Below are 18400 nucleotides of genomic sequence, written 5' to 3' on the forward strand. Positions count from 1 at the left end.
CCGGCAGTGCCAGCCGGCGGAACATCATGCTCGACGAAGACGAAAAGGGCCGGGACGGCGAACAAGACCGGTGACATCGCCATCACCACGGTCGCCATCTCTGATCGAGGCTGCTCTAGCAAAAACGCCCTTTCGAAGGCAACGGGAGACGCTGGGATATGGTCAAGGGAAAACGGATCGCGTGGATCACCGGCGGCGGCACCGGAATCGGCGAGGCCGGCGCACTGGCGCTCGCGGCCGACGGCTGGACGGTGATCGTCTCGGGCCGGCGCACGGCCGCGCTCCAGGCCGTGGTGGCCAAGATTGCCGCGGCCGGCGGCACGGCCGAGGCCGTTCCGCTCGACGTTGCCAAGGCCGCCGACGTGCAGGCCGCGGCCGATGCCATCCTGGCGCGGCACGGCCGCATCGATCTGCTGGTCAACTCCGCCGGCGTCAACGTGCCGAAGCGGCGCTGGGACGACATGACGATCGATGGCTGGAACCAGCTGGTCGAGATCAATCTCAACGGTGTGCTCTACTGCATGAAGGCGGTGCTGCCGGCGATGCGGGCGCAGCAGGACGGCACCATCATCAACGTCTCGTCCTGGGCCGGCCGTTATGTCTCGAAGATGCCGGGACCGGCCTACACCTCGACCAAGCACGCGGTGCTGGCGCTGACGCACTCGTTCAACATGGAGGAATGCGTGAACGGCCTGCGCGCCTGCTGCCTGATGCCCGGCGAGGTCGCAACGCCGATCCTGGAGCAGCGGCCGGTGGTGCCGAGCGCCGCGGAGCAAGCGAGGATGCTTCAGCCGGAGGATCTCGGCCGCACCATCGCCTTCGTCGCGAACATGCCGCCGCGCGTCTGCGTCAACGAGATCCTGATCAGCCCGACGTGGAATCGGGGATTCATTCAGACGCCGGGCAAGAGGGATTGAGGAGCGCCGGATATCAGGCAAGGCGAGCGCGCCCACAACTACTGCCCAGGACTTGGTCGTACGCGACCAGGTCCGCAACTTCGGTTCGGGCAAATACCCGGCAATGTCCTGACCGTTGAGGGGCTCCAGTGCAAGCCGGGGCCCCTTTCTTTTTTGTTTGGATCGTGAGGGCCGAGCGCGCGCCAAATAACCGGTGTCGTCCCTGCGAACGCAGGGACCCATACCGCGCGATGTTTGTAAGAGGCAGGCTGCGAGTCCCGTGCAAGACAACTGAACCCTGTGGTTATGGATCCCGGGTCGGCGCGCTTCGCGCTTGCCCGGGACGACAGCTGTGGTTGGCGCGCCCGACGTTGCCTCCGAGAAGCAGCTCGAAGGCGAACGATCTCGTTCTCGCGACACGATGCGCCCGAGCTGTGCTGAAACTCACCGCCCTCGGAAAACAGAGGGCGCAGGGAAGGCCGGGCGCTGGCCGCGCCCGTGGCCCGCCTGCGAAAGAAAATGCAGGCGGCAGGTACCACAGGTCTGGCCGAACACACCGGTGGATTCAATTGGTCGTCGCAACACTCGATGAGGAGGTTGCGATGGGCATTCGAAAGAAACGGTCAACGCGGGGCAAGCTGGGATCATTGGGGCGCCCACCAGTTGCGGGGCGTGCGGAACAGCAGAAATTTTGGCGTGGGATTGCCGCTGGATTGAACAGCGAGAATGCTGCGCTGGCTGCTGGATTATCGGATGCTGTCGGCCCCCGATTATTTCGAAAAGCGGGCGGCGTGGCACCGGCAATGTTCCGACCTTCAGCGAAGCCGCTCTCCGGACGGCACCTCTCCTTTTCTGAGCGCGAAGAGATTGCGCTGCTGAATGCGCAGCGCCATTCTGTACGAGAGATAGCACGGCGCCTCAATCGGTCTCCCTCGACCATCTCCCGTGAACTCGATCGCAATGCAGCCACGCACGGCGGCAAGATGGCCTATCGGGCGACGGCCGCCCAGTGGCATGCAGATCGATCGGCCCGGCGTCCTAAGCCGAGCAAGCTTGCAAGCAACGCCGCCTTGCGCGCTTATGTTGAAGAGCGGCTTGCAGGGTTTGTCGCGCCTCCAGGCGGCGTTCGGCGGAAGGCCGGTCGTGCGGGCTCTAGCCAGGATCAGGGGTGGACGAAAGCGTGGAGTCCCGAGCAGATTGCCCGGCGCTTGCCGATCGACTTCCCGGATGACGAGGCGATGCGCATCAGCCACGAAGCCATTTACCAGGCGCTTTTTGTTCAGGGCCGAGGAGCGCTGAAACGCGAGTTGTCGTCCTGTTTGCGAACGGGACGTGCGCTGCGCGTGCCCCGAGCGCGTACGCGGAAGCGCAGCAAAGGCTTCATATCGCCGGAGATCATGATCAGTGAGCGTCCGGCCGAAGTCGCGGATCGAGCTGTGCCGGGACATTGGGAAGGAGATCTGATCGTCGGCTCCGCCAGCTCGGCAATCGGCACGCTGGTCGAACGCAGCACGCGGTTTACAATGCTCCTACACCTTCCACGGTTGCCGGGGTTTGACGACGGCCCACGTACGAAGGATGGGCCTGCGCTCTCCGGACACGGAGCTGAAGCGGTACGCGATGCGATCACGCGCACCATCGTCACCTTGCCCAAAGAACTCCGCCGCTCGCTAACCTGGGATCAGGGGACCGAAATGGCTCAACACAGTGACCTCAAGATCGATACAGACCTTCAGATCTACTTCTGCGATCCAAGAAGCCCCTGGCAACGTGGCACGAACGAGAACACGAATGGCCTGCTGCGGCAGTACTTCCCGAAAGGTACCGATCTGAGCGTCTACGATGCTGACGAGATCGCCGCCGTGGCCGCAGCGCTCAATTCCCGACCGAGAAAGACGCTAGGATGGAAAACTCCAGCAGAGGCGCTTGACGAGCTGCTGTCACGAATGAAAACACTTGGTGTTGCGACCACCGCTTGAGCCCGCCACCCGGCCCTCCCTGCGCAACGGTTTTAACGGCTGCTTCGCGTTCTCCTTGGCGCGCCGGGCTTGTTGGCCACCATCACGAGCGCGACACGCTAGCATCAGCACCCGCTTGATATCAGCATCGGGATATCAGGACCGCGCGACTTGACCGTGCGCGTGTCGCTGTTCGTCCGCGTGGCGACCACGCTGCAGCAACACACGCCCATCGCATCCCACTGCCAACGGTTCGTGACGGTCGCGAAACGCCCCTCATGCGGCAGCAGGGACGTGCGGAAATGTGCAGGTGATTTGCCCGACGATGCAACGCCGGCAGCGTGCGACAAACTGGCTCGACGGGCAATTTGCGCATGGGAGGGACGCGAACAACATCATTCGATCGACGCGATCATCTCTGATGCGATCTCTCTCATGGGAGATCAAGCTGATCAGAGATCATGTGGACCGCACTGTGCGCCGCGCAGACGGTCGGCTCCCCTCCCCCTTGCGGGGAGGGGTTGGGGGTGGGGGTCCGCGGGCGCTGACTTCAGTGGCGTGAATGCCGGGCGAACAGCAAGCGGCGCTATCGCCGATATCAGGGCATGGGCTTTGACTCTCATGTCGAACATGATTCGTGGACCCCCACCCCCGACCCCTCCCCACAAGGGGGAGGGGAGCGCACCGCCGCTGGCGTCAAGGCGAGATTCCAACGCTCGCAGATCAATCAAGCCTGCTTCATCCGCGCTCAGAACGACGTGCCGCCGCCGAACCTGAACTCCTGGACGGTGTCGTATTTGCCCTTGGACAGCGGCACCGCGTAGTCGAAGCGGAGCGGGCCGAAGGGCGAGGCCCAGATCAGGCCGACGCCGACGGAGGAGCGCACCACCTTGCTGTCATCGTACAGCAGGCCGCATTTGCAGGTCGCGGTGTTGACCTCGCCGGTCGCCGCCCAGGAGGTCGGGCCCTGATAGCCCCACAGCGAACCGGCATCGGCATAGACGGCGCCCTTCAAGCCCACTTCCTTCGGCAGGAACCAGAACGGCATCTGCAGCTCGGCCGAGGCGCCCCAATATTTGGTGCCCCCGAGCGCGTCGCCGGTCGCGCTGAGGCTCGCATAAGTGATGTCGCGCGCCCCGATTCCGTTCGAGGCGAAGCCGCGCACCAGGCTCGGTCCCATCTGGAAGTGGTCGAGCATCCGCAGATCCTTGTCGCCGATCTTGTTCAGCATGCCGCCCTGCAGGTGGATGATGCCGATAATGTCGGCCACCAGCGGCGAGTAATATTTCGCATCGACCGCCGACTTGAGGTAGCTGACATTGCCGCCGACGCCGGCGAAATCCTGCTTCCAGTCGATCAGCAGACCATCCGTCGGGTTCTTGTTGTTGTCGAGCGTGTTGTAGCTGAGCGTGTAGCCGAGCGCGGAGGTCAGCGCGGCGCCGTCGCTCAGCTCCTTGCGGACCGGCAGGCTCGATTCGCCATCGCCGTAGCAGCCCCAGCCATAATAGCCCGAGCTGGTCGAATTGGTCGGATCGACGCCGCCGAGCACGCTCTTGATGTAGGCCGGGGTCGGGTTGAAGGCGAGCAGGCTGTTGGCGGTGTTGTTGTTGCAGTTCTGGTAGTAGGACGGCAGCGATATCTCCTGGCGATAGAGCGAGTATCGCAGCTGGAGCGAGAGGTCTTCGCGCAACTGGAAGCCGAGCCGCGGGCTGAAGCCGATCGTCGTCACACCATAGCTCGTATAGCTGTTCGCCAATTGCTGCTTGTAGTAGACATCCAGGCCGAGCGCGATCCGGTTGTCGAGCAGATAAGGCTCGACGAAGGACAGCGAGACGCCCCTGCTGTATTGGCCGTAGCTCACGGACGCCTTGGCGTACAGACCGCGGCCGAGGAAGTTGCGCTCCGAAATCGAGACCTCGCCCAGCGCGCCATCGGTGGTCGAATAGCCGCCGGAAACGGAGAGGTCGCCGGTCGACTTTTCCTCCAGATTGACCACGAGGATGACGCGGTCGCTCGACGAGCCCGGCTCGGCCGTGATCTTCACGTCTTTGAAGAAGTCGAGGTTCTTCAGCCGGCGCTCGGCGCGGTCGACCAGCGCGCGGTTGTAGGCGTCGCCCTCGGACAGATCGAACTCGCGCCGGATCACGTAGTCGCGGGTGCGGGTGTTGCCGCGGATGGTGATGCGCTCGATATAGGTGCGCGGGCCCTCGTCGACCTGGAACACGATCGCGACCGTATGCGCTTCCAGATTGCGGTCGCCGCGCGGACGCACGACGGCGAAGGCAAAGCCGCGACGCGATGCCTCGATCTGCATCTCCTCGACCGATTTCTCGAGCTGCTCGACGTTGTAGAGCGCGCCGACATTGACGCGCGAATAGCCGCGCAGCGTGTTGGCGTCGAGCGCCGCGACGCTCGACTGGAACTGCACCGAGCTGACGCGGTATTGCTGGCCCTCCTCGATCTGAAACGTGACCAGGAAGCCCTTCTGATCCGGGTCATATTCGCTGAGCGCCGCGACGACCTGAACGTCCGCATAGCCGTTCTTCAGATAGAAGCGGCGGATCAGGTCGCGATCGGCCTCGACGCGGTCGGGGTCGTAGACGTCGTTGTTGCCGAGGAAGCTGAGCCAGTTCGTTGCGTGCGTCTTGATGACGTCGCGCAGGCGCGCGGCGGAATAGGCGTTGTTGCCGACGAAGCTGATCGACTTCACGCCCGTCTTGACGCCCTCTTCGATGGTGAAGACGAGGTCGACGCGGTTGTTGGGCTGCTCGATGATCTCGGGCGTGACGCGGACGTCGTAGCGGCCGGAGCGGCGGTAGATCTCGGCGATGCGCTGCGCGTCCGACTGAACCATCGGACGGGACAGCGTGCCACGCGGCTTCGACTGCACTTCCGCGGTGAGCTGTTCGTCCTTGACCTTCTTGTTGCCCTCGAAGGCGACGCGGCCGATCACGGGATTCTCGACCACGCGCACGATCAGCCGGCCGCCCTGCCGGTCGATCTTCACGTCGGCGAACAGGCCGGTCTGGACCAGGGCCTTGAGGCCGTCGTCGACCTGGCCGGCATCGAGCGTGCCGGTGGGACCCGGCTTGAAGTAAGAGCGGATGGTGTCGGATTCGACGCGCCTGTTACCCTCGACCGTGATCAAGGTCGCAACCGCGGCCGGCGCTGCCATCGCGATGCGGGGCGGCGCGGTCATTGGCAGGGCCAGCACGATCAGGGCAAGCACGCCCGGCAGTCTCAGACGCATCATCGACGCTCTTTCGAAAGTCAGAGTCCTCGGCGCGCACACGTTCGTCGGCACGCCACCGGAATCGCTGATGCCCGTCAAAGATGGTCGCGATGCGCCGATCTCGTTTCGTGAAATGTCTGATGATGCGGGATGTGACTGAGTGTTTCCGGTCAGACAAGATTCTCGGGCCAACCGAGCGGCAGAGGGTATGAGCAGCTAATAAGTGCGCCGCCCGCGCTGCGACCGGAAAGCCACGGCTGAGACGGACATCTCCGTTAAGCAATCGGCCCGGCCGCGCCGCATTCGGTGGCTTCCGAAATCAAATTCTACAAATCTTCGGAAGTTGGCAATACGAGGGAAAAACGAGGGTGCTAATTGATCGTCATCCGAACTAAGCCCCCAAGTAGTTCGGCCAAGGCCCGGTGCGCGTAGATTCCCATTGATATTCCGGCGCACCGGGCCGCCCGTTTTCCCTCGCGCGCAAGCCGATGGCCCGTAGGATGGGCAGAAGCGCGGCGGTGCCGCGGCTCCATCCGAGGTCGCGGCAGCGCGATGCCCACGGTCTGACCGCGAATGCGCTGCTCGGCGGTGTGCAAGCCGCCGCCTTCGGCGGTCGCCTTGCCCTCCTACGGTTCCCGCCGCCCCACCCGAATCACCACAATGTCCGCCGCTGTTGCGAAATTGCCTCTGGATCGGGCCGGAAAAACCGATCAAAACGGGCGGCAGCGCCGATGGTTAATCGCGTCTTAACCTCGCCCCACCTATGGTGACCACAAAGGCACCGGTTCATGGGCGATCGGCGGCTTCCACTGGTTTGGCGCGCGTTTTACGTATGGCAATGATCGCTTCATCCCCCGCGCCCGCTGGCGCCAGCCATTCGGAGAGCGAACGCTCGCCGTTTGCGCGGCTGAACGAGCTGCTCGCCCCCTACAAGCCGGGCAAGCCGATGATCACGCTCGCCGTTGGCGAGCCGCAGCATCCGGTGCCGGACTTCGTCGGGCCTGTATTGGCCCAGCACATCGCCGAGTTCGGCCGCTACCCAGCCGCCAAGGGCATCGAGCCGTTCCGCAAGGCGGCCGCCGGCTGGCTGGCGCGGCGATTCGCGCTGCCGCGCGCGATCGATCCCGAGCACGAGATTCTCGTCCTGAACGGCAGCCGCGAGGGCCTGTTCTTCGCCGCCCATGCGGCGCTCCGCCATGTCGGCCCGCGCCGCGGACGACCGGCGATCCTGATGCCGAACCCGTTCTATCCGGTGTATGGCGTCGGCGCCCGTACCGCCGGCTGCGACTCCATCTATCTGCCGACCACGCGCGACAACGGCTTCCTGCCCGATCTCGATGCGATCGACGAGACGACGCTTTCGCGCACTGTCGCGTTCTATCTCGCCACGCCCGCCAATCCGCAGGGCTCGGTGGCCAGCCCGGACTACATGCGCAAGCTGGTCCGGTTCGCCGACCGCCATGGCTTCCTGATCTTCAGCGACGAGTGCTATTCGGAGATCTACACGCGACAGGCGCCCGGCAGCATGCTCGAGCATGCCGGCCCCGACTACGCCAACGTCGTCGCGTTCCAATCGCTGTCGAAGCGCTCCAACGTGCCGGGCATGCGCATCGGCTTCGCCGCCGGCGACCGCAAATTCCTCGCCGCCTTCCACGAGCTGCGCAACGTCGCGGCGCCGCAGGTGCCGGTGCCGCTGCAGCACGTCGCGGTGGCCGCCTATGGCGACGAGGCGCATGTCGAGGACAACCGGCGGCTGTACCGCGCCAAGTTCGACCTCGCCGACCAGATCATCGGCAACCGTTATGGCTACAGGCGGCCCGATGGCGGCTTCTGCGTCTGGCTCGACGTCGCCGATCGCGGCGGCGACGAGGAGGTGACGCTGCGGCTGTATCGCGACGCCGGCGTGCGGGTTGTGCCCGGCAGCTACCTGGCGCGGCCGCAAGCCGACGGCTTCAATCCAGGCGTCGGCTATATCCGGCTGGCGCTGGTGGCCGATGCCGACTCCACCGGTGAGGCGTTGCACCGGCTGGTCGAGGTCCTGGGATAATCGCGGGGCTGATGCAGATGCCGGCGATCGAACGAGTCATTCCCCTGGTCAACCACCTGCCGACGTCGCTGCGCGACGCGCTCGTGCGGCGGCTGCGCGAACTCGCGGGCCTCGCGCTGATCGGCCTGTCCGGCATCGCCGCGGCGGCGCTGATGACCTGGTCGGTGCAGGACCCGAGCCTGAGCCACGCCACCTCGCGCGCGATCCGCAACATCGTCGGCTATCCCGGCGCGATCAGCGCCGATCTCCTGATGCAGATCTTCGGCCTCGGCGCCATCATGGTCATCCTGCCGATCGCGATCCGCGGCTGGCGCATGATGACGCACCGGCCGTTCGATCGCGAGGCGCTGCGCTTCGGCGCCTGGGTGCTCGGCGCCGTCATCGCCGCCGGACTTGCCAGCTGCTGGCCGCGCTCGCACGCCTGGCCGCTGCCGACCGGTCTCGGCGGCGTGGTCGGCGACGCCCTGGTGCGCGCACCGGCCGTGGTGTTCGGGCCGCCCGGCGTGATCTATCGGCTGGTGCTCGGCGCCCTTCTTCTGGTTGCGATGATCGGCTGCCTGCTGGTGGCCGGCGGCATGGGCGCGAAGGAAGCCGATCCGAGCCTGCTCGCGGATGAGGACGACGACACGCCGCTGGCCGACCCCGAGGACGACGACGACCGCAAGGCGATCCGGCTCGGCTGGGTGTTCCACGCCATCATGAGCGCCAAGGCGCAGGTCGTCTGGTTCCTGAGCACGGCCTACCGCGCACTGGTGTCATCAGGCCCGCAGCCGCGCGCCGCCGCCGCAGGCCGGCAGGAGCCGAGCCTGGGCCGTGGCCAGGGCAAGGCGACGCTCGCGCCCGAGATGGACGAGAACGGCGGCGACGAGGAAGAGGACGACGAGGGCGAGGACGACGAGGAGGAAGAGGAGCCCGCTCCCCGCCCCCGCAAGAAGCCCGCGGCCAAGACGCCGGCGCGCAAGTCCAACGACAAATACGACCTGCCCTCGGTCTCGATGCTGGCGGCGCCGAAATCGTCCGATCGCCAGCCGCTGTCGAAGAGCGAGCTGGAGGCCAATTCGCGCGCGCTGGAGGGCGTGCTGCAGGATTTCGGCGTGCGCGGCGAGATCGTCAAGGCGCATCCCGGTCCCGTCGTCACACTGTACGAGCTGGAGCCGGCACCGGGCATCAAATCGTCCCGCGTCATCGGTCTCGCCGACGACATCGCCCGCTCGATGAGCGCGCTGTCGGCGCGCGTCGCCGTCGTGCCCGGCCGCAATGCCATCGGCATCGAGCTGCCGAACGCGCATCGCGAGAAGGTCTATTTGCGCGAGCTGCTGGTGGCCAAGGAGGCGACCGAGAGCGTCGCCAAGCTGCCGCTGTGCCTCGGCAAGAACATCGGCGGCGAATCCATCATCATCGATCTCGCCCGCACCCCGCACATGCTGATCGCCGGCACCACCGGCTCGGGCAAGTCGGTCGCGATCAACACCATGATCTTGAGCCTGGTCTACCGGCTGCGGCCGGACCAGTGCCGGCTGATCATGGTCGACCCGAAGATGCTCGAACTGTCGGTCTATGACGGCATCCCGCATCTCCTCACGCCGGTCGTGACCGATCCGAAGAAGGCCGTCGTCGCGCTGAAATGGGCCGTGCGCGAGATGGAGGAGCGCTACAAGAAAATGGCCAAGCTCGGCGTGCGCAACATCGACGGCTACAACGCCCGTCTGGGCGAAGCGCGCGCCAGGGGCGAGGAGCTGACCCGCACCGTCCATACCGGCTTCGACAAGGAGACCGGCAAGGCGATCTACGAGGAGGAGAAGCTCGACCTCGATCCCCTGCCCTACATCGTCATCATCGTCGACGAGATGGCCGACCTGATGATGGTCGCCGGCAAGGACATCGAGGGCACGGTGCAGCGCCTCGCGCAGATGGCGCGCGCCGCCGGCCTGCACGTCATCCTGGCAACGCAGCGCCCGTCGGTCGACGTCATCACCGGCACCATCAAGGCGAACTTCCCGACCCGCATCTCCTTCCAGGTCACCTCCAAGATCGACAGCCGCACCATCCTCGGCGAGATGGGCGCCGAGCAGCTGCTCGGCCAGGGCGACATGCTCTACATGGCCGGCGGCGGCCGCATCAGCCGCGTGCACGGCCCGTTTTGCTCCGACGAGGAGGTCGAGAAGGTCGTCAAGCACCTGAAGGCACAGGGCTCGCCGGAATATCTCGAGGCGGTCACCGCCGAGGAGCCGAGCGAGGAGGATGGCGCCGTGTTCGATGCCACCGGCATGGGCGGCGGCGGTGGCGACGACCTGTTCTCCCAGGCGGTCGCCGTGGTCAAGCGCGACCGCAAGGCCTCGACCAGCTACATTCAACGCCGGCTGCAGATCGGCTATAACAAGGCCGCTTCGCTGATGGAGCGGATGGAACAGGAAGGCATCGTCGGCCAGGCCAACCACGCCGGCAAGCGCGAGATCCTGGTGCCCGAGGAGGAAGGCGGATTCTGACGGCCCCGATGGCCGCAGAAACGCCGTTTCGGTGCCCGATCTTCACGCGATTACGATCACGCTGCCCGCCCGATCCGGGATAGAACGCGTAAAACTCAGGACGTCGTTTTGAAAAGCTCCTTGTTGAACAGCACGTTTTCGTATCACGCAGCTTCGCGCGGGCGCCGGATCTGCGCCTGGCTGGTCGCCTGCGCCGTGACGACATGCTCTGTCGCCGGTGCGTCCGGTCACGCCGCCGCGCAGGGCACGCCGGCTCCGAAATCAGGCCCGAAGAGCGGCTCCCAGCTCAGCGCCTCCGACCAGCAGCGCTCGGGCCAGAGCCCCTCGACCACCCAGACCGCCCCGCCCAATCCGATCATTCCCGATCCTCGGCGCAATGTGCCGGCCAGCATCTTCACCTCGTTCGACGCCAACCAGAAGGCGCAGGCGGCCAAGGTCAGCGCCTATCTGTCGTCGCTGCAGACGCTGGTCGGGAACTTCGTCCAGGTCGGCCCGGACGGCAGCAAGACCAAGGGCGATTTCTACATCCAGAAGCCGGGCAAAGTCCGCTTCGAATACGAGCCGCCGACGCCGATCGACATCATCGCCGACGGCTCCTCGCTGGTCGTGCGCGACCGCAAGCTCGCGACCCAGGACGTCTATCCGCTGTCGCAGACGCCGCTGCGCTATCTGCTGTCGGACCGCATCGACCTGCTCAAGGACACCAACGTGATCGCGGTTGCGGCCGACGACCTCTACGTCACGATCACGATCGAGGAGAAGCAGGCGCTGATCGGCACCAGCCGGCTGATGCTGATGCTCGGCGCCAAGGATGGCCAGCTCAAGCAATGGACCGTGACCGATCCGCAGGGCTACGACACCACGATTGCCGTCTACAATCTCGATACGACCAAGAAGCTCGATCCGGCGATGTTCAAGATCGACTTCACGGCCTATCCGAGCACGCCGCCGGGCTGACGCCGCCTCTAGCGCTCGCTCAGCGCGATTCGAGCCCGCGCACCTTCCATTGCGCTTCGGACAGTGCAAGCTTCTCGAAGCGCTTGCGCGCCTCCTCGAGGTCATCGGCCGGAAGCGCGTCGCAGCCGGGCCGGCCGCGCAGGATCATCGACGTCGTCGCCCAGCTCAACCGCGCCGCCTTGCAGGCCAGCAGCAGATCCGTGAGACGATCCTCCTCCAGCAGCGCTTCGATCGTCTCGATGGTGACGACGCAGAGCAGCGCCAGCGCTGCGATGACGGCAGGGAAATCGCCGGTGGCGCAGAAGCGGTTGACGGCGGAGTCGCCGAGCTTGCCGGTGCGGCTGAGGGCGACAACCTCGGCCTTGACCTGCTGATAATCCCAGATCGCGCGCATTGCCGCGCCGGGCGAGCGGGTCGGCGTCGCCTGCAGGGTGGCGCGGGTCGCCGGCGGTGCGGCCTTGATGAAGCGGGCGCGGGCGCCCTCGCTGGCCGCAGCGACGAAGGCCCGCGACAGCTTGGCCGGCAGATCTGTGCGCAGCGCGAGCTTTTCGGCGAGATCCTCGTCGCGCTCGGCGATCTTGAACAGACTGCGATAGCCATCCTCGGACAGCCGGGCGGAGAGGTTCTGTGCCAGCGCCATACGCACCGCCGGAAAGCCGCGTGCGATCAGCTGCGTCGTGAGGCTGTCGCCAATGCCCCTGCGGCTGGCGAGCGCGACGAGATGCGCCGGGCTGCCGGTGCGGATGAACTCGGCGAGGTCGCGCTCGGTCAGCACCGCCGCCTTGGCCAGCATCGGCCCGGCGACGCGCAATTCGGGGTGAACGGCAAGCATCCGCGCCGTGGCGTAAGGCGCACGCTCCACGCCGGCGAGCGCCATGCTCAGCTCGGCCAGCAGCTCGGTCGCGACCTGCGGCATCAGCCGAGCGAACATCTGGTCGTAGAGATCGAGCTGCTCGGCCGACGCGGGCCGCGGACCGGCCAGGAACAGGCTGGTGGTCCGGCGCAGCATGTCGGTGGCGAGCTCGGACACCGTCCGCGCATCACCGGCGGGCGTCTTGGCGGTCGGAGCTGCCGCAGGCGCTGGAGGCATCGCACGTCCCTCGTTGGGCGCCTCTCGACCGTGACGGAGGCGCGGATCGATCATCAATTGAGGAAGAATGCGAAGGCCGGACTAAAGGGGCGTTAAGCCCGGCGGACGGAGCTGCAACCCGCGCGGCTGTCGTTAATGGATTGCAACAGAGCGCGGCAACGACCGTGTTCCTGTATTGTTCTTGCGAACAATCCCTGCTTCCGCTAGCCTTCCAGCCTGGAGGGGCATCATGGTCCAGCGCGTTTCCACCGTCGCCTTCGAGGGGATCGAGGCCCGCGCGGTCGACGTGCAGGTCCAGGTCGCACCCGGCCTGCCGGCGTTTGCGATCGTCGGCCTGCCGGACAAGGCGGTGTCGGAAGCGCGCGAGCGGGTGCGCTCGGCGCTGATCGCCTCCGGCCTGGCGCTGCCGGCGCGGCGCATCACCGTGAACCTCGCGCCGGCCGACGTACCCAAGGAAGGCAGCCATTACGACCTGCCGATCGCGCTGGGGCTGATGGCCGCGATCGGCGCCATTCCGCCGGATGCGCTCGGCGGCTTCACCGTGCTCGGCGAGCTCGGCCTCGACGGCTCGATCGCGCCAGTCGCCGGCGTGCTGCCCGCGGCCATCGGCGCCAATGCGCGCGAGGAAGGATTGATCTGCCCGGCCGCCTGCGGCGCCGAGGCGGCATGGGCGAGCCCGGACTTGCAGATCATCGCGGCGAGCTCGCTGATCCAGATCGCCAACCATTTCAAGGGCACGCAGGTGCTGTCGCGGCCGCAGCCGAAGATCCAGGAGGCACCCGCAAGCCTACTCGACCTGCGCGACATCAAGGGCCAGGAGAGCGGCAAGCGCGCGCTCGAGATCGCCGCTGCCGGCGGGCATCATCTGCTGATGATCGGCTCGCCCGGCGCCGGCAAGTCGATGCTGGCGGCGCGGCTGCCCTCGATCCTGCCGCCGCTGTCGCCGGCGGAGCTGCTGGAAGTCTCGATGATCGCCTCGGTCGCCGGCGAGATCGAGGGCGGCGCGCTGACGTCACGCCGGCCGTTCCGCAGCCCGCATCATTCCGCCAGCATGGCGGCGCTGACCGGCGGCGGCCTGCGCGCCCGCCCCGGCGAGATCTCGCTGGCGCATCAGGGCGTCCTGTTCCTCGACGAGCTGCCGGAGTTCGATCCGCGCGTGCTCGATTCGCTGCGCCAGCCGCTCGAGAATGGCGAGGTCTCGATCTCGCGCGCCAACCACCGCGTCACCTACCCTGCCCGCTTCATGCTGGTCGCCGCGATGAATCCGTGCCGTTGCGGCAACGCCTTCGAGCCCAGCTATGCCTGCAAGCGCGGCCGCATCGACCGCTGCACCGCCGACTACCAGATGCGCATCTCCGGCCCGCTGATGGACCGCATCGACCTGCGTATCGAGGTGCCCGCGGTCACCGCCGCCGACCTCATCCTGCCGCCGTCCAAGGAAGGCTCGGCCGAGGTCGCGGCCCGCGTCGCCGCCGCGCGCGACCTGCAGCGCGCCCGCTACGCCAAGGCCGGCCTGCCGCACATCCGGACCAACGCCGAGGCGCCGGCCGCCGTGCTCGACGAGATCGCCAGGCTCGATGCGCCCGGCCAGAAGCTGCTGCGCGAGGCCGCCGAGACGATGCGGCTGTCAGCGCGCGGCTATCACCGCGTGCTGCGCGTAGCCCGGACGCTCGCCGATCTCGACCATGCCGACACGATCGGCCGGCTGCATCTGGCCGAGGCGCTGTCGTATCGCGCGCTGGCCGAGGACAGTCGCCATGCGGCGTAAAGGCGCCCCTCCCCCTCAACACTCTGGTAACGACTTCTCTTTACGCTCCGACAACCATAGGGCCCGCGTTCCGTCATCAGGCCTTCCGCGTCGGTGCGTATCATGTTGCGTTTCAAGGTCCTCGTTTCGGCCGTGCCGCTGATCGCGGCCGCGGTCATCGCCAGACTCGAATTGGCGCCCTCCCCGCAGCCCTGCATTGCCGTCGGTGCCGACAGCGTCTCGCTCGGCTCGGCGCCGTTTACTGCCGATCTCCATGTCGACTTCACCGATGATCCCGCGCGCGCGACCGTCCGCGTGGCGCTGGCCGACAATCCGGAGACGGCTGATTTCGTCGTGGTCGACGGTGCGCTCGCCAAGGAGAAGCAAGGCTGCGGCATGACTGCGGCGACGCAGACGGTCGCTGTCGCCGCTGACCCGTCTCCTGGTGCGCCCCTGGTCTATCTCGCCCGCGAGGGTGCGGCGGATGGACACGCCGACTATCGCATCTATGTCCGCTCCAGCCGTACCACGGCACGCCAAGCCGCGGCGTTGATCGTCGCCGCGCGCAACCACGCCTCATCACCGGCCGATCCGGTTCTGTGAGCCGGGCTAACGCCCGGTTCACCATCTCTGCACGGCAGAATTGCGCGTGCACGACCTTTCAAAGTCTCAGCAATACCGACGCCGCATGGTGCGGGCCGGCCATGACATTGGGATCGAAAATCGTCGGGGGTGATCGAGATGGGACCGATTTTTCGCTTCAGGCTACGGCTGCGCCGGTTCATGCGCCGTCATCGCACCATCTTCGCGATCCTGCGCTCGCTGATGATCTTCTCCGCCGGCTTCGGCGGCGCGTACGGCTTCATCAAGGCCAGCATCTCCGAGAACTCCGGCTATAACCCGCACGCCTTCGCGATCGGCGCCAGCTTCCTGTTCGCGCTCGCCTGCGTCGGTCTGGCCACGCTCAGCATGCGGCTGCGCTTCGTCGCCAAGAAGGTGCACAAGATTGCGCTCCACAACGAGGTGCTGGCCGACCGGAACTGGGAGCTGCAGGAAGCCGAGCAGCGCGCCCGCAATCTGTTCGAGCAGCAGGGCGACCTCATCGTCATGCGCGAGCACGACGGCACCATCATCTTCGTCAACGACGCCTATTGCCGGATGGCCGGCCTCGATCGCGACAAGCTGCTCGGCAGCGCGTTCACCTTCGAGCTGATCGAGCAGGGCGACAGCGCGCTGGAGCCGAACGGCACGCGCGTCCACGACCAGCGCATCGAGAGCGCGATCGGGCCGCGCTGGATCGCGTGGCGCGAGGCACTGGTGCGTTCCGACGCCGGCCAGCCCGCCGTACTGCAATGTGTCGGCCGCGACGTCACCGACCGCACCGAGACCGAGCGCGCGCTGGCGGAGGCGCGCGACCAAGCCAATGCGGCGAACCGCGCCAAGTCGCGTTTCCTGGCGATGGCGAGCCACGAGATCCGCACACCGCTGAACGGCATCCTCGGCATGAGCGGCCTGTTGCTCGAGACGCAGCTGACGCCGGAGCAGACCACCTACGCCAAGGCGGTTCGCACCTCGGGTGAAGCCTTGATGTCGCTGATCGACGAGCTGCTCGACTATTCCAAGATCGAGGCCGGCAAGCTCGCACTCGAGGCGCAGCCCTTCTCGCTGGCGACGCTGATCGAGGAGATCACCGAGCTGCTGGCGCCGCGGGCGCAGGCCAAGCAATTGGAGATCGCGGCCTATCTCGACGAGCGGCTGCCGACCTGGGTGACGGGCGACGCCGCGCGGCTGCGCCAGGTGCTGCTCAACCTCGCCGGCAACGCCATCAAGTTCACGGCCTCGGGCGGGGTCGCGCTGATCGCCGAGCCCGGGATCTGGCCGAACGAGATCAGCTTCCAGGTCCGCGATACCGGCATCGGCATCGCAGCCGACGCCCAGGAGCGCATCTTCCGCGAATTCGAGCAGGCCGACGACAGCGTGGCGCGCAGCTTCGGCGGCACCGGACTTGGCCTGGCGATCTCCGACCGGATCGTCAAACGCATGGGCGGCCGCATCGCGCTGCAGAGCCAGCTCGGCGCCGGCTCGACCTTCGAGGTGTCGGTGCCGCTGCCGCCGGCGCTGGAGCGCGGCGAGCAGAACAGCTTCCGCGGCCCCGACCTCGCGGGACGGTCGGTCATGCTGGTTGCGCCGGCCGGGCTGCAGGCCGAGCTGATCGAACGGCGCCTGCAGAACTGGGGCGCGCAGACCTGCCTGGTCGCCGAGGCCGAGGTGGCGGAAGCCCTGCTGCCCGAACGCGCCTGGCACGCCGTGCTGGTCGACGACGCCATCGGCAGCGACGCGTCGCTCCGTCTGGGCGGGGCCGCGCAACATCACACGACACGGCTGATCGTGCTGGTCACGCCGGTGAGCCGTCACGAGCTGACACCCGCGGCGCCGTTCAACGGTTATCTGGTCAAGCCGCTGCGGGCCGCCTCGCTCGCCGCGCGCGTGAGCGTCGACACCGATGGCACGGTTCCGGCACTCGCTGACGATCCAATCCCGACGATCGCGCCGCCGATTGCGGTTCAGGCCGGCGGCAGCCTGTCCATCCTCGTCGCCGAGGACAACGACATCAACGCGCTGCTGATGCGCTCGCTGCTGACCAAGCTCGGCCACCACGCCGACATCGCCGTGCATGGCGAAGCCGCGCTGGACTCCTGGCTCGCGGCGCGCTCGGCCGGCGCGCCGTATGATCTGATCCTGATGGATGTGCAGATGCCGAAGCTCGACGGCATTGCCGCCGCCAAGCGCATCCGCGCCATCGAGGCCAGCGAGCCGGGCCGGCGCACGCCGATCCTGGCGCTCACGGCCAATGCCCTGGTCGAGGACCGCTACGCCTGCTTCGAGGCCGGCATGGATGGCTTCCTGGTCAAGCCGATCGATCGCGACAAGCTGGACGAGGCGCTGGCGAATCTGGCGGCGGCGCGACAGGTGGCGGCGTAAGTAATTAGTTGGAGCGGATCAGTTCAGCGCTGCGCTCGCGGGCCACGCTCACAACCGCCTGAGCGCCACCGTCTCGACCTCGTGGTCCGCGCCCTTCTTCAGGATCAGCGTCGCGCGCGGCCTCGTCGGCAGGATGTTGTCCTCGAGATTGGCCAGGTTGGTGCGCTCCCAGATGGCGATCGCAGTGGCGATGGCCTCCTCGTCCGACAGCAGCGCGTAGCGGTTGAAGTAGGACCGGGGATCATGGAACGCAGTGTCGCGCAGCGACAGGAAGCGCTTGACGTACCATTTGCGCAGCACCGCCTCGTCGGCATCGATATAAACCGAGAAGTCGAAGAAGTCGGAGACGACCGGCACGGCCTTGCCGTCGCGCGGCAGCGGCCCGGTCTGCAGCACGTTGACGCCTTCGACGATGAGGATGTCCGGCTGGTCGATCTCGACCCACTGATGGGGGACGATGTCGTAGGTGAGATGCGAGTAGACCGGCGCGCGCACCTGATGCCGGCCGGCCTTGATGTCGGAGAGGAAGCCGAGCAGCCGCGGCAGGTCGTAGCTTTCCGGAAAGCCCTTTTTCTGCATCAGGCCCTGCCGCTCCAGGACCGCGTTCGGATAGAGGAAACCGTCGGTGGTGATGAGATCGACCTTCGGCCGCGGCGACCAGCGCGCCAGCAGGGCCTGCAGCACGCGCGCGGTGGTGGACTTGCCGACCGACACCGAGCCGGCGACGCCGATGATGTAGGGCATCTTGCGGTCGCGGATGCCGAGGAACTGGCGCTGCGCGTAGTACAGCCGCTGCGCCGCGTCGACATACATCGACAGCAGTCGCGACAACGGCAGATAGATGTCCTCGACCTCCTTGAGATCGAGGCGATCGTGCATCGACCGCAGCTTGGAGAACTCGCCGGGCTCCAAGGTCATCGGCGTGTCGTTGCGCAGCTCGGCCCATTGCTCGCGGGTGAAGACGCGGTACGGATTATATTGTTGTTCGGTGGTGCGCATATCCAT

General features: G+C 66.6%; 11 protein-coding genes. 8 read left to right on the forward strand and 3 right to left on the reverse strand.

The window, feature by feature from the left end:
• Positions 1 to 158: 158 nt before the first annotated feature.
• Both QW881_RS27500 and QW881_RS27505 read left to right on the forward strand, forming a co-directional pair.
• Entirely contained in the window at positions 159 to 917 is a 759-nt protein-coding gene (locus QW881_RS27500; RefSeq protein WP_315758637.1) for an SDR family oxidoreductase, read from the forward strand.
• 581 nt (positions 918 to 1498) lie between these two features.
• Positions 1499 to 2875: an IS30 family transposase gene (locus tag QW881_RS27505; protein WP_315715219.1), complete on the forward strand. Its 1377-nt coding sequence runs from the start codon at positions 1499 to 1501 to the stop codon at positions 2873 to 2875.
• A gap of 727 nt (positions 2876 to 3602) precedes the next feature.
• Here QW881_RS27505 and bamA read toward each other — a convergent pair.
• The gene (gene bamA / locus QW881_RS27510) at positions 3603 to 6107 is read right to left on the reverse strand and encodes an outer membrane protein assembly factor BamA (RefSeq protein WP_315759058.1); all 2505 of its coding nucleotides are present in this window, start codon (positions 6105 to 6107) and stop codon (positions 3603 to 3605) included.
• A gap of 811 nt (positions 6108 to 6918) precedes the next feature.
• On the opposite strand from bamA, the gene QW881_RS27515 reads away from it, so the two are divergent.
• The 3 genes from QW881_RS27515 to QW881_RS27525 all read left to right on the forward strand — a co-directional run bounded on the left by QW881_RS27515 (position 6919) and on the right by QW881_RS27525 (position 11576).
• The gene (locus tag QW881_RS27515) at positions 6919 to 8133 is read left to right on the forward strand and encodes an aminotransferase class I/II-fold pyridoxal phosphate-dependent enzyme (protein ID WP_315759059.1); all 1215 of its coding nucleotides are present in this window, start codon (positions 6919 to 6921) and stop codon (positions 8131 to 8133) included.
• Between the two features lie 11 nt (positions 8134 to 8144).
• Positions 8145 to 10619, forward strand: coding sequence for a DNA translocase FtsK (locus QW881_RS27520; protein ID WP_315759060.1), 2475 nt, complete (start codon positions 8145 to 8147; stop codon positions 10617 to 10619).
• Between the two features lie 195 nt (positions 10620 to 10814).
• The gene (locus QW881_RS27525; protein ID WP_315759061.1) at positions 10815 to 11576 is read left to right on the forward strand and encodes an outer membrane lipoprotein carrier protein LolA; all 762 of its coding nucleotides are present in this window, start codon (positions 10815 to 10817) and stop codon (positions 11574 to 11576) included.
• A 19-nt stretch (positions 11577 to 11595) separates the two neighbouring features.
• On the opposite strand, the gene QW881_RS27530 is transcribed toward QW881_RS27525, so the two are convergent.
• Positions 11596 to 12666, reverse strand: coding sequence for a DUF2336 domain-containing protein (locus QW881_RS27530; RefSeq protein ID WP_315759063.1), 1071 nt, complete (start codon positions 12664 to 12666; stop codon positions 11596 to 11598).
• A 229-nt stretch (positions 12667 to 12895) separates the two neighbouring features.
• On the opposite strand from QW881_RS27530, the gene QW881_RS27535 reads away from it, so the two are divergent.
• The 3 genes from QW881_RS27535 to QW881_RS27545 all read left to right on the forward strand — a co-directional run bounded on the left by QW881_RS27535 (position 12896) and on the right by QW881_RS27545 (position 17395).
• Positions 12896 to 14434 carry a YifB family Mg chelatase-like AAA ATPase gene (locus QW881_RS27535; RefSeq protein ID WP_315759065.1) on the forward strand — a complete coding sequence of 513 codons (1539 nt, stop codon included), beginning with the start codon at positions 12896 to 12898 and terminating at the stop codon, positions 14432 to 14434.
• A 102-nt stretch (positions 14435 to 14536) separates the two neighbouring features.
• Positions 14537 to 15016 carry a hypothetical protein gene (locus tag QW881_RS27540; RefSeq protein ID WP_315759066.1) on the forward strand — a complete coding sequence of 160 codons (480 nt, stop codon included), beginning with the start codon at positions 14537 to 14539 and terminating at the stop codon, positions 15014 to 15016.
• A 138-nt stretch (positions 15017 to 15154) separates the two neighbouring features.
• Positions 15155 to 17395 carry a PAS domain-containing hybrid sensor histidine kinase/response regulator gene (locus QW881_RS27545; protein WP_315759067.1) on the forward strand — a complete coding sequence of 747 codons (2241 nt, stop codon included), beginning with the start codon at positions 15155 to 15157 and terminating at the stop codon, positions 17393 to 17395.
• A gap of 48 nt (positions 17396 to 17443) precedes the next feature.
• Here the strand turns inward: QW881_RS27545 and coaA are convergent, their stop codons facing one another.
• Complete coding sequence (coaA, locus tag QW881_RS27550) at positions 17444 to 18400, reverse strand: type I pantothenate kinase (protein ID WP_315759068.1); 957 nt, start codon at positions 18398 to 18400, stop codon at positions 17444 to 17446.

The sequence above is a fragment of the Bradyrhizobium sp. SZCCHNS3016 genome (genome assembly GCF_032484535.1).
Taxonomy (GTDB): domain Bacteria; phylum Pseudomonadota; class Alphaproteobacteria; order Rhizobiales; family Xanthobacteraceae; genus Bradyrhizobium.

Bases quoted from the DNA above. Each gene is read 5' to 3' on its own strand.
- QW881_RS27505 (WP_315715219.1), top strand. From the start codon at position 1,499: ATGGGCATTCGAAAGAAACGGTCAACGCGGGGCAAGCTGGGATCATTG.
- QW881_RS27500 (WP_315758637.1), top strand. From the start codon at position 159: ATGGTCAAGGGAAAACGGATCGCGTGGATCACCGGCGGCGGCACCGGA.
- QW881_RS27515 (WP_315759059.1), top strand. From the start codon at position 6,919: ATGGCAATGATCGCTTCATCCCCCGCGCCCGCTGGCGCCAGCCATTCG.
- QW881_RS27530 (WP_315759063.1), bottom strand. From the start codon at position 12,666: ATGCCTCCAGCGCCTGCGGCAGCTCCGACCGCCAAGACGCCCGCCGGT.
- bamA (WP_315759058.1), bottom strand. From the start codon at position 6,107: ATGATGCGTCTGAGACTGCCGGGCGTGCTTGCCCTGATCGTGCTGGCC.
- QW881_RS27545 (WP_315759067.1), top strand. From the start codon at position 15,155: ATGGGACCGATTTTTCGCTTCAGGCTACGGCTGCGCCGGTTCATGCGC.
- QW881_RS27520 (WP_315759060.1), top strand. From the start codon at position 8,145: ATGCAGATGCCGGCGATCGAACGAGTCATTCCCCTGGTCAACCACCTG.
- QW881_RS27535 (WP_315759065.1), top strand. From the start codon at position 12,896: ATGGTCCAGCGCGTTTCCACCGTCGCCTTCGAGGGGATCGAGGCCCGC.
- coaA (WP_315759068.1), bottom strand. From the start codon at position 18,400: ATGGATATGCGCACCACCGAACAACAATATAATCCGTACCGCGTCTTC.
- QW881_RS27540 (WP_315759066.1), top strand. From the start codon at position 14,537: ATGTTGCGTTTCAAGGTCCTCGTTTCGGCCGTGCCGCTGATCGCGGCC.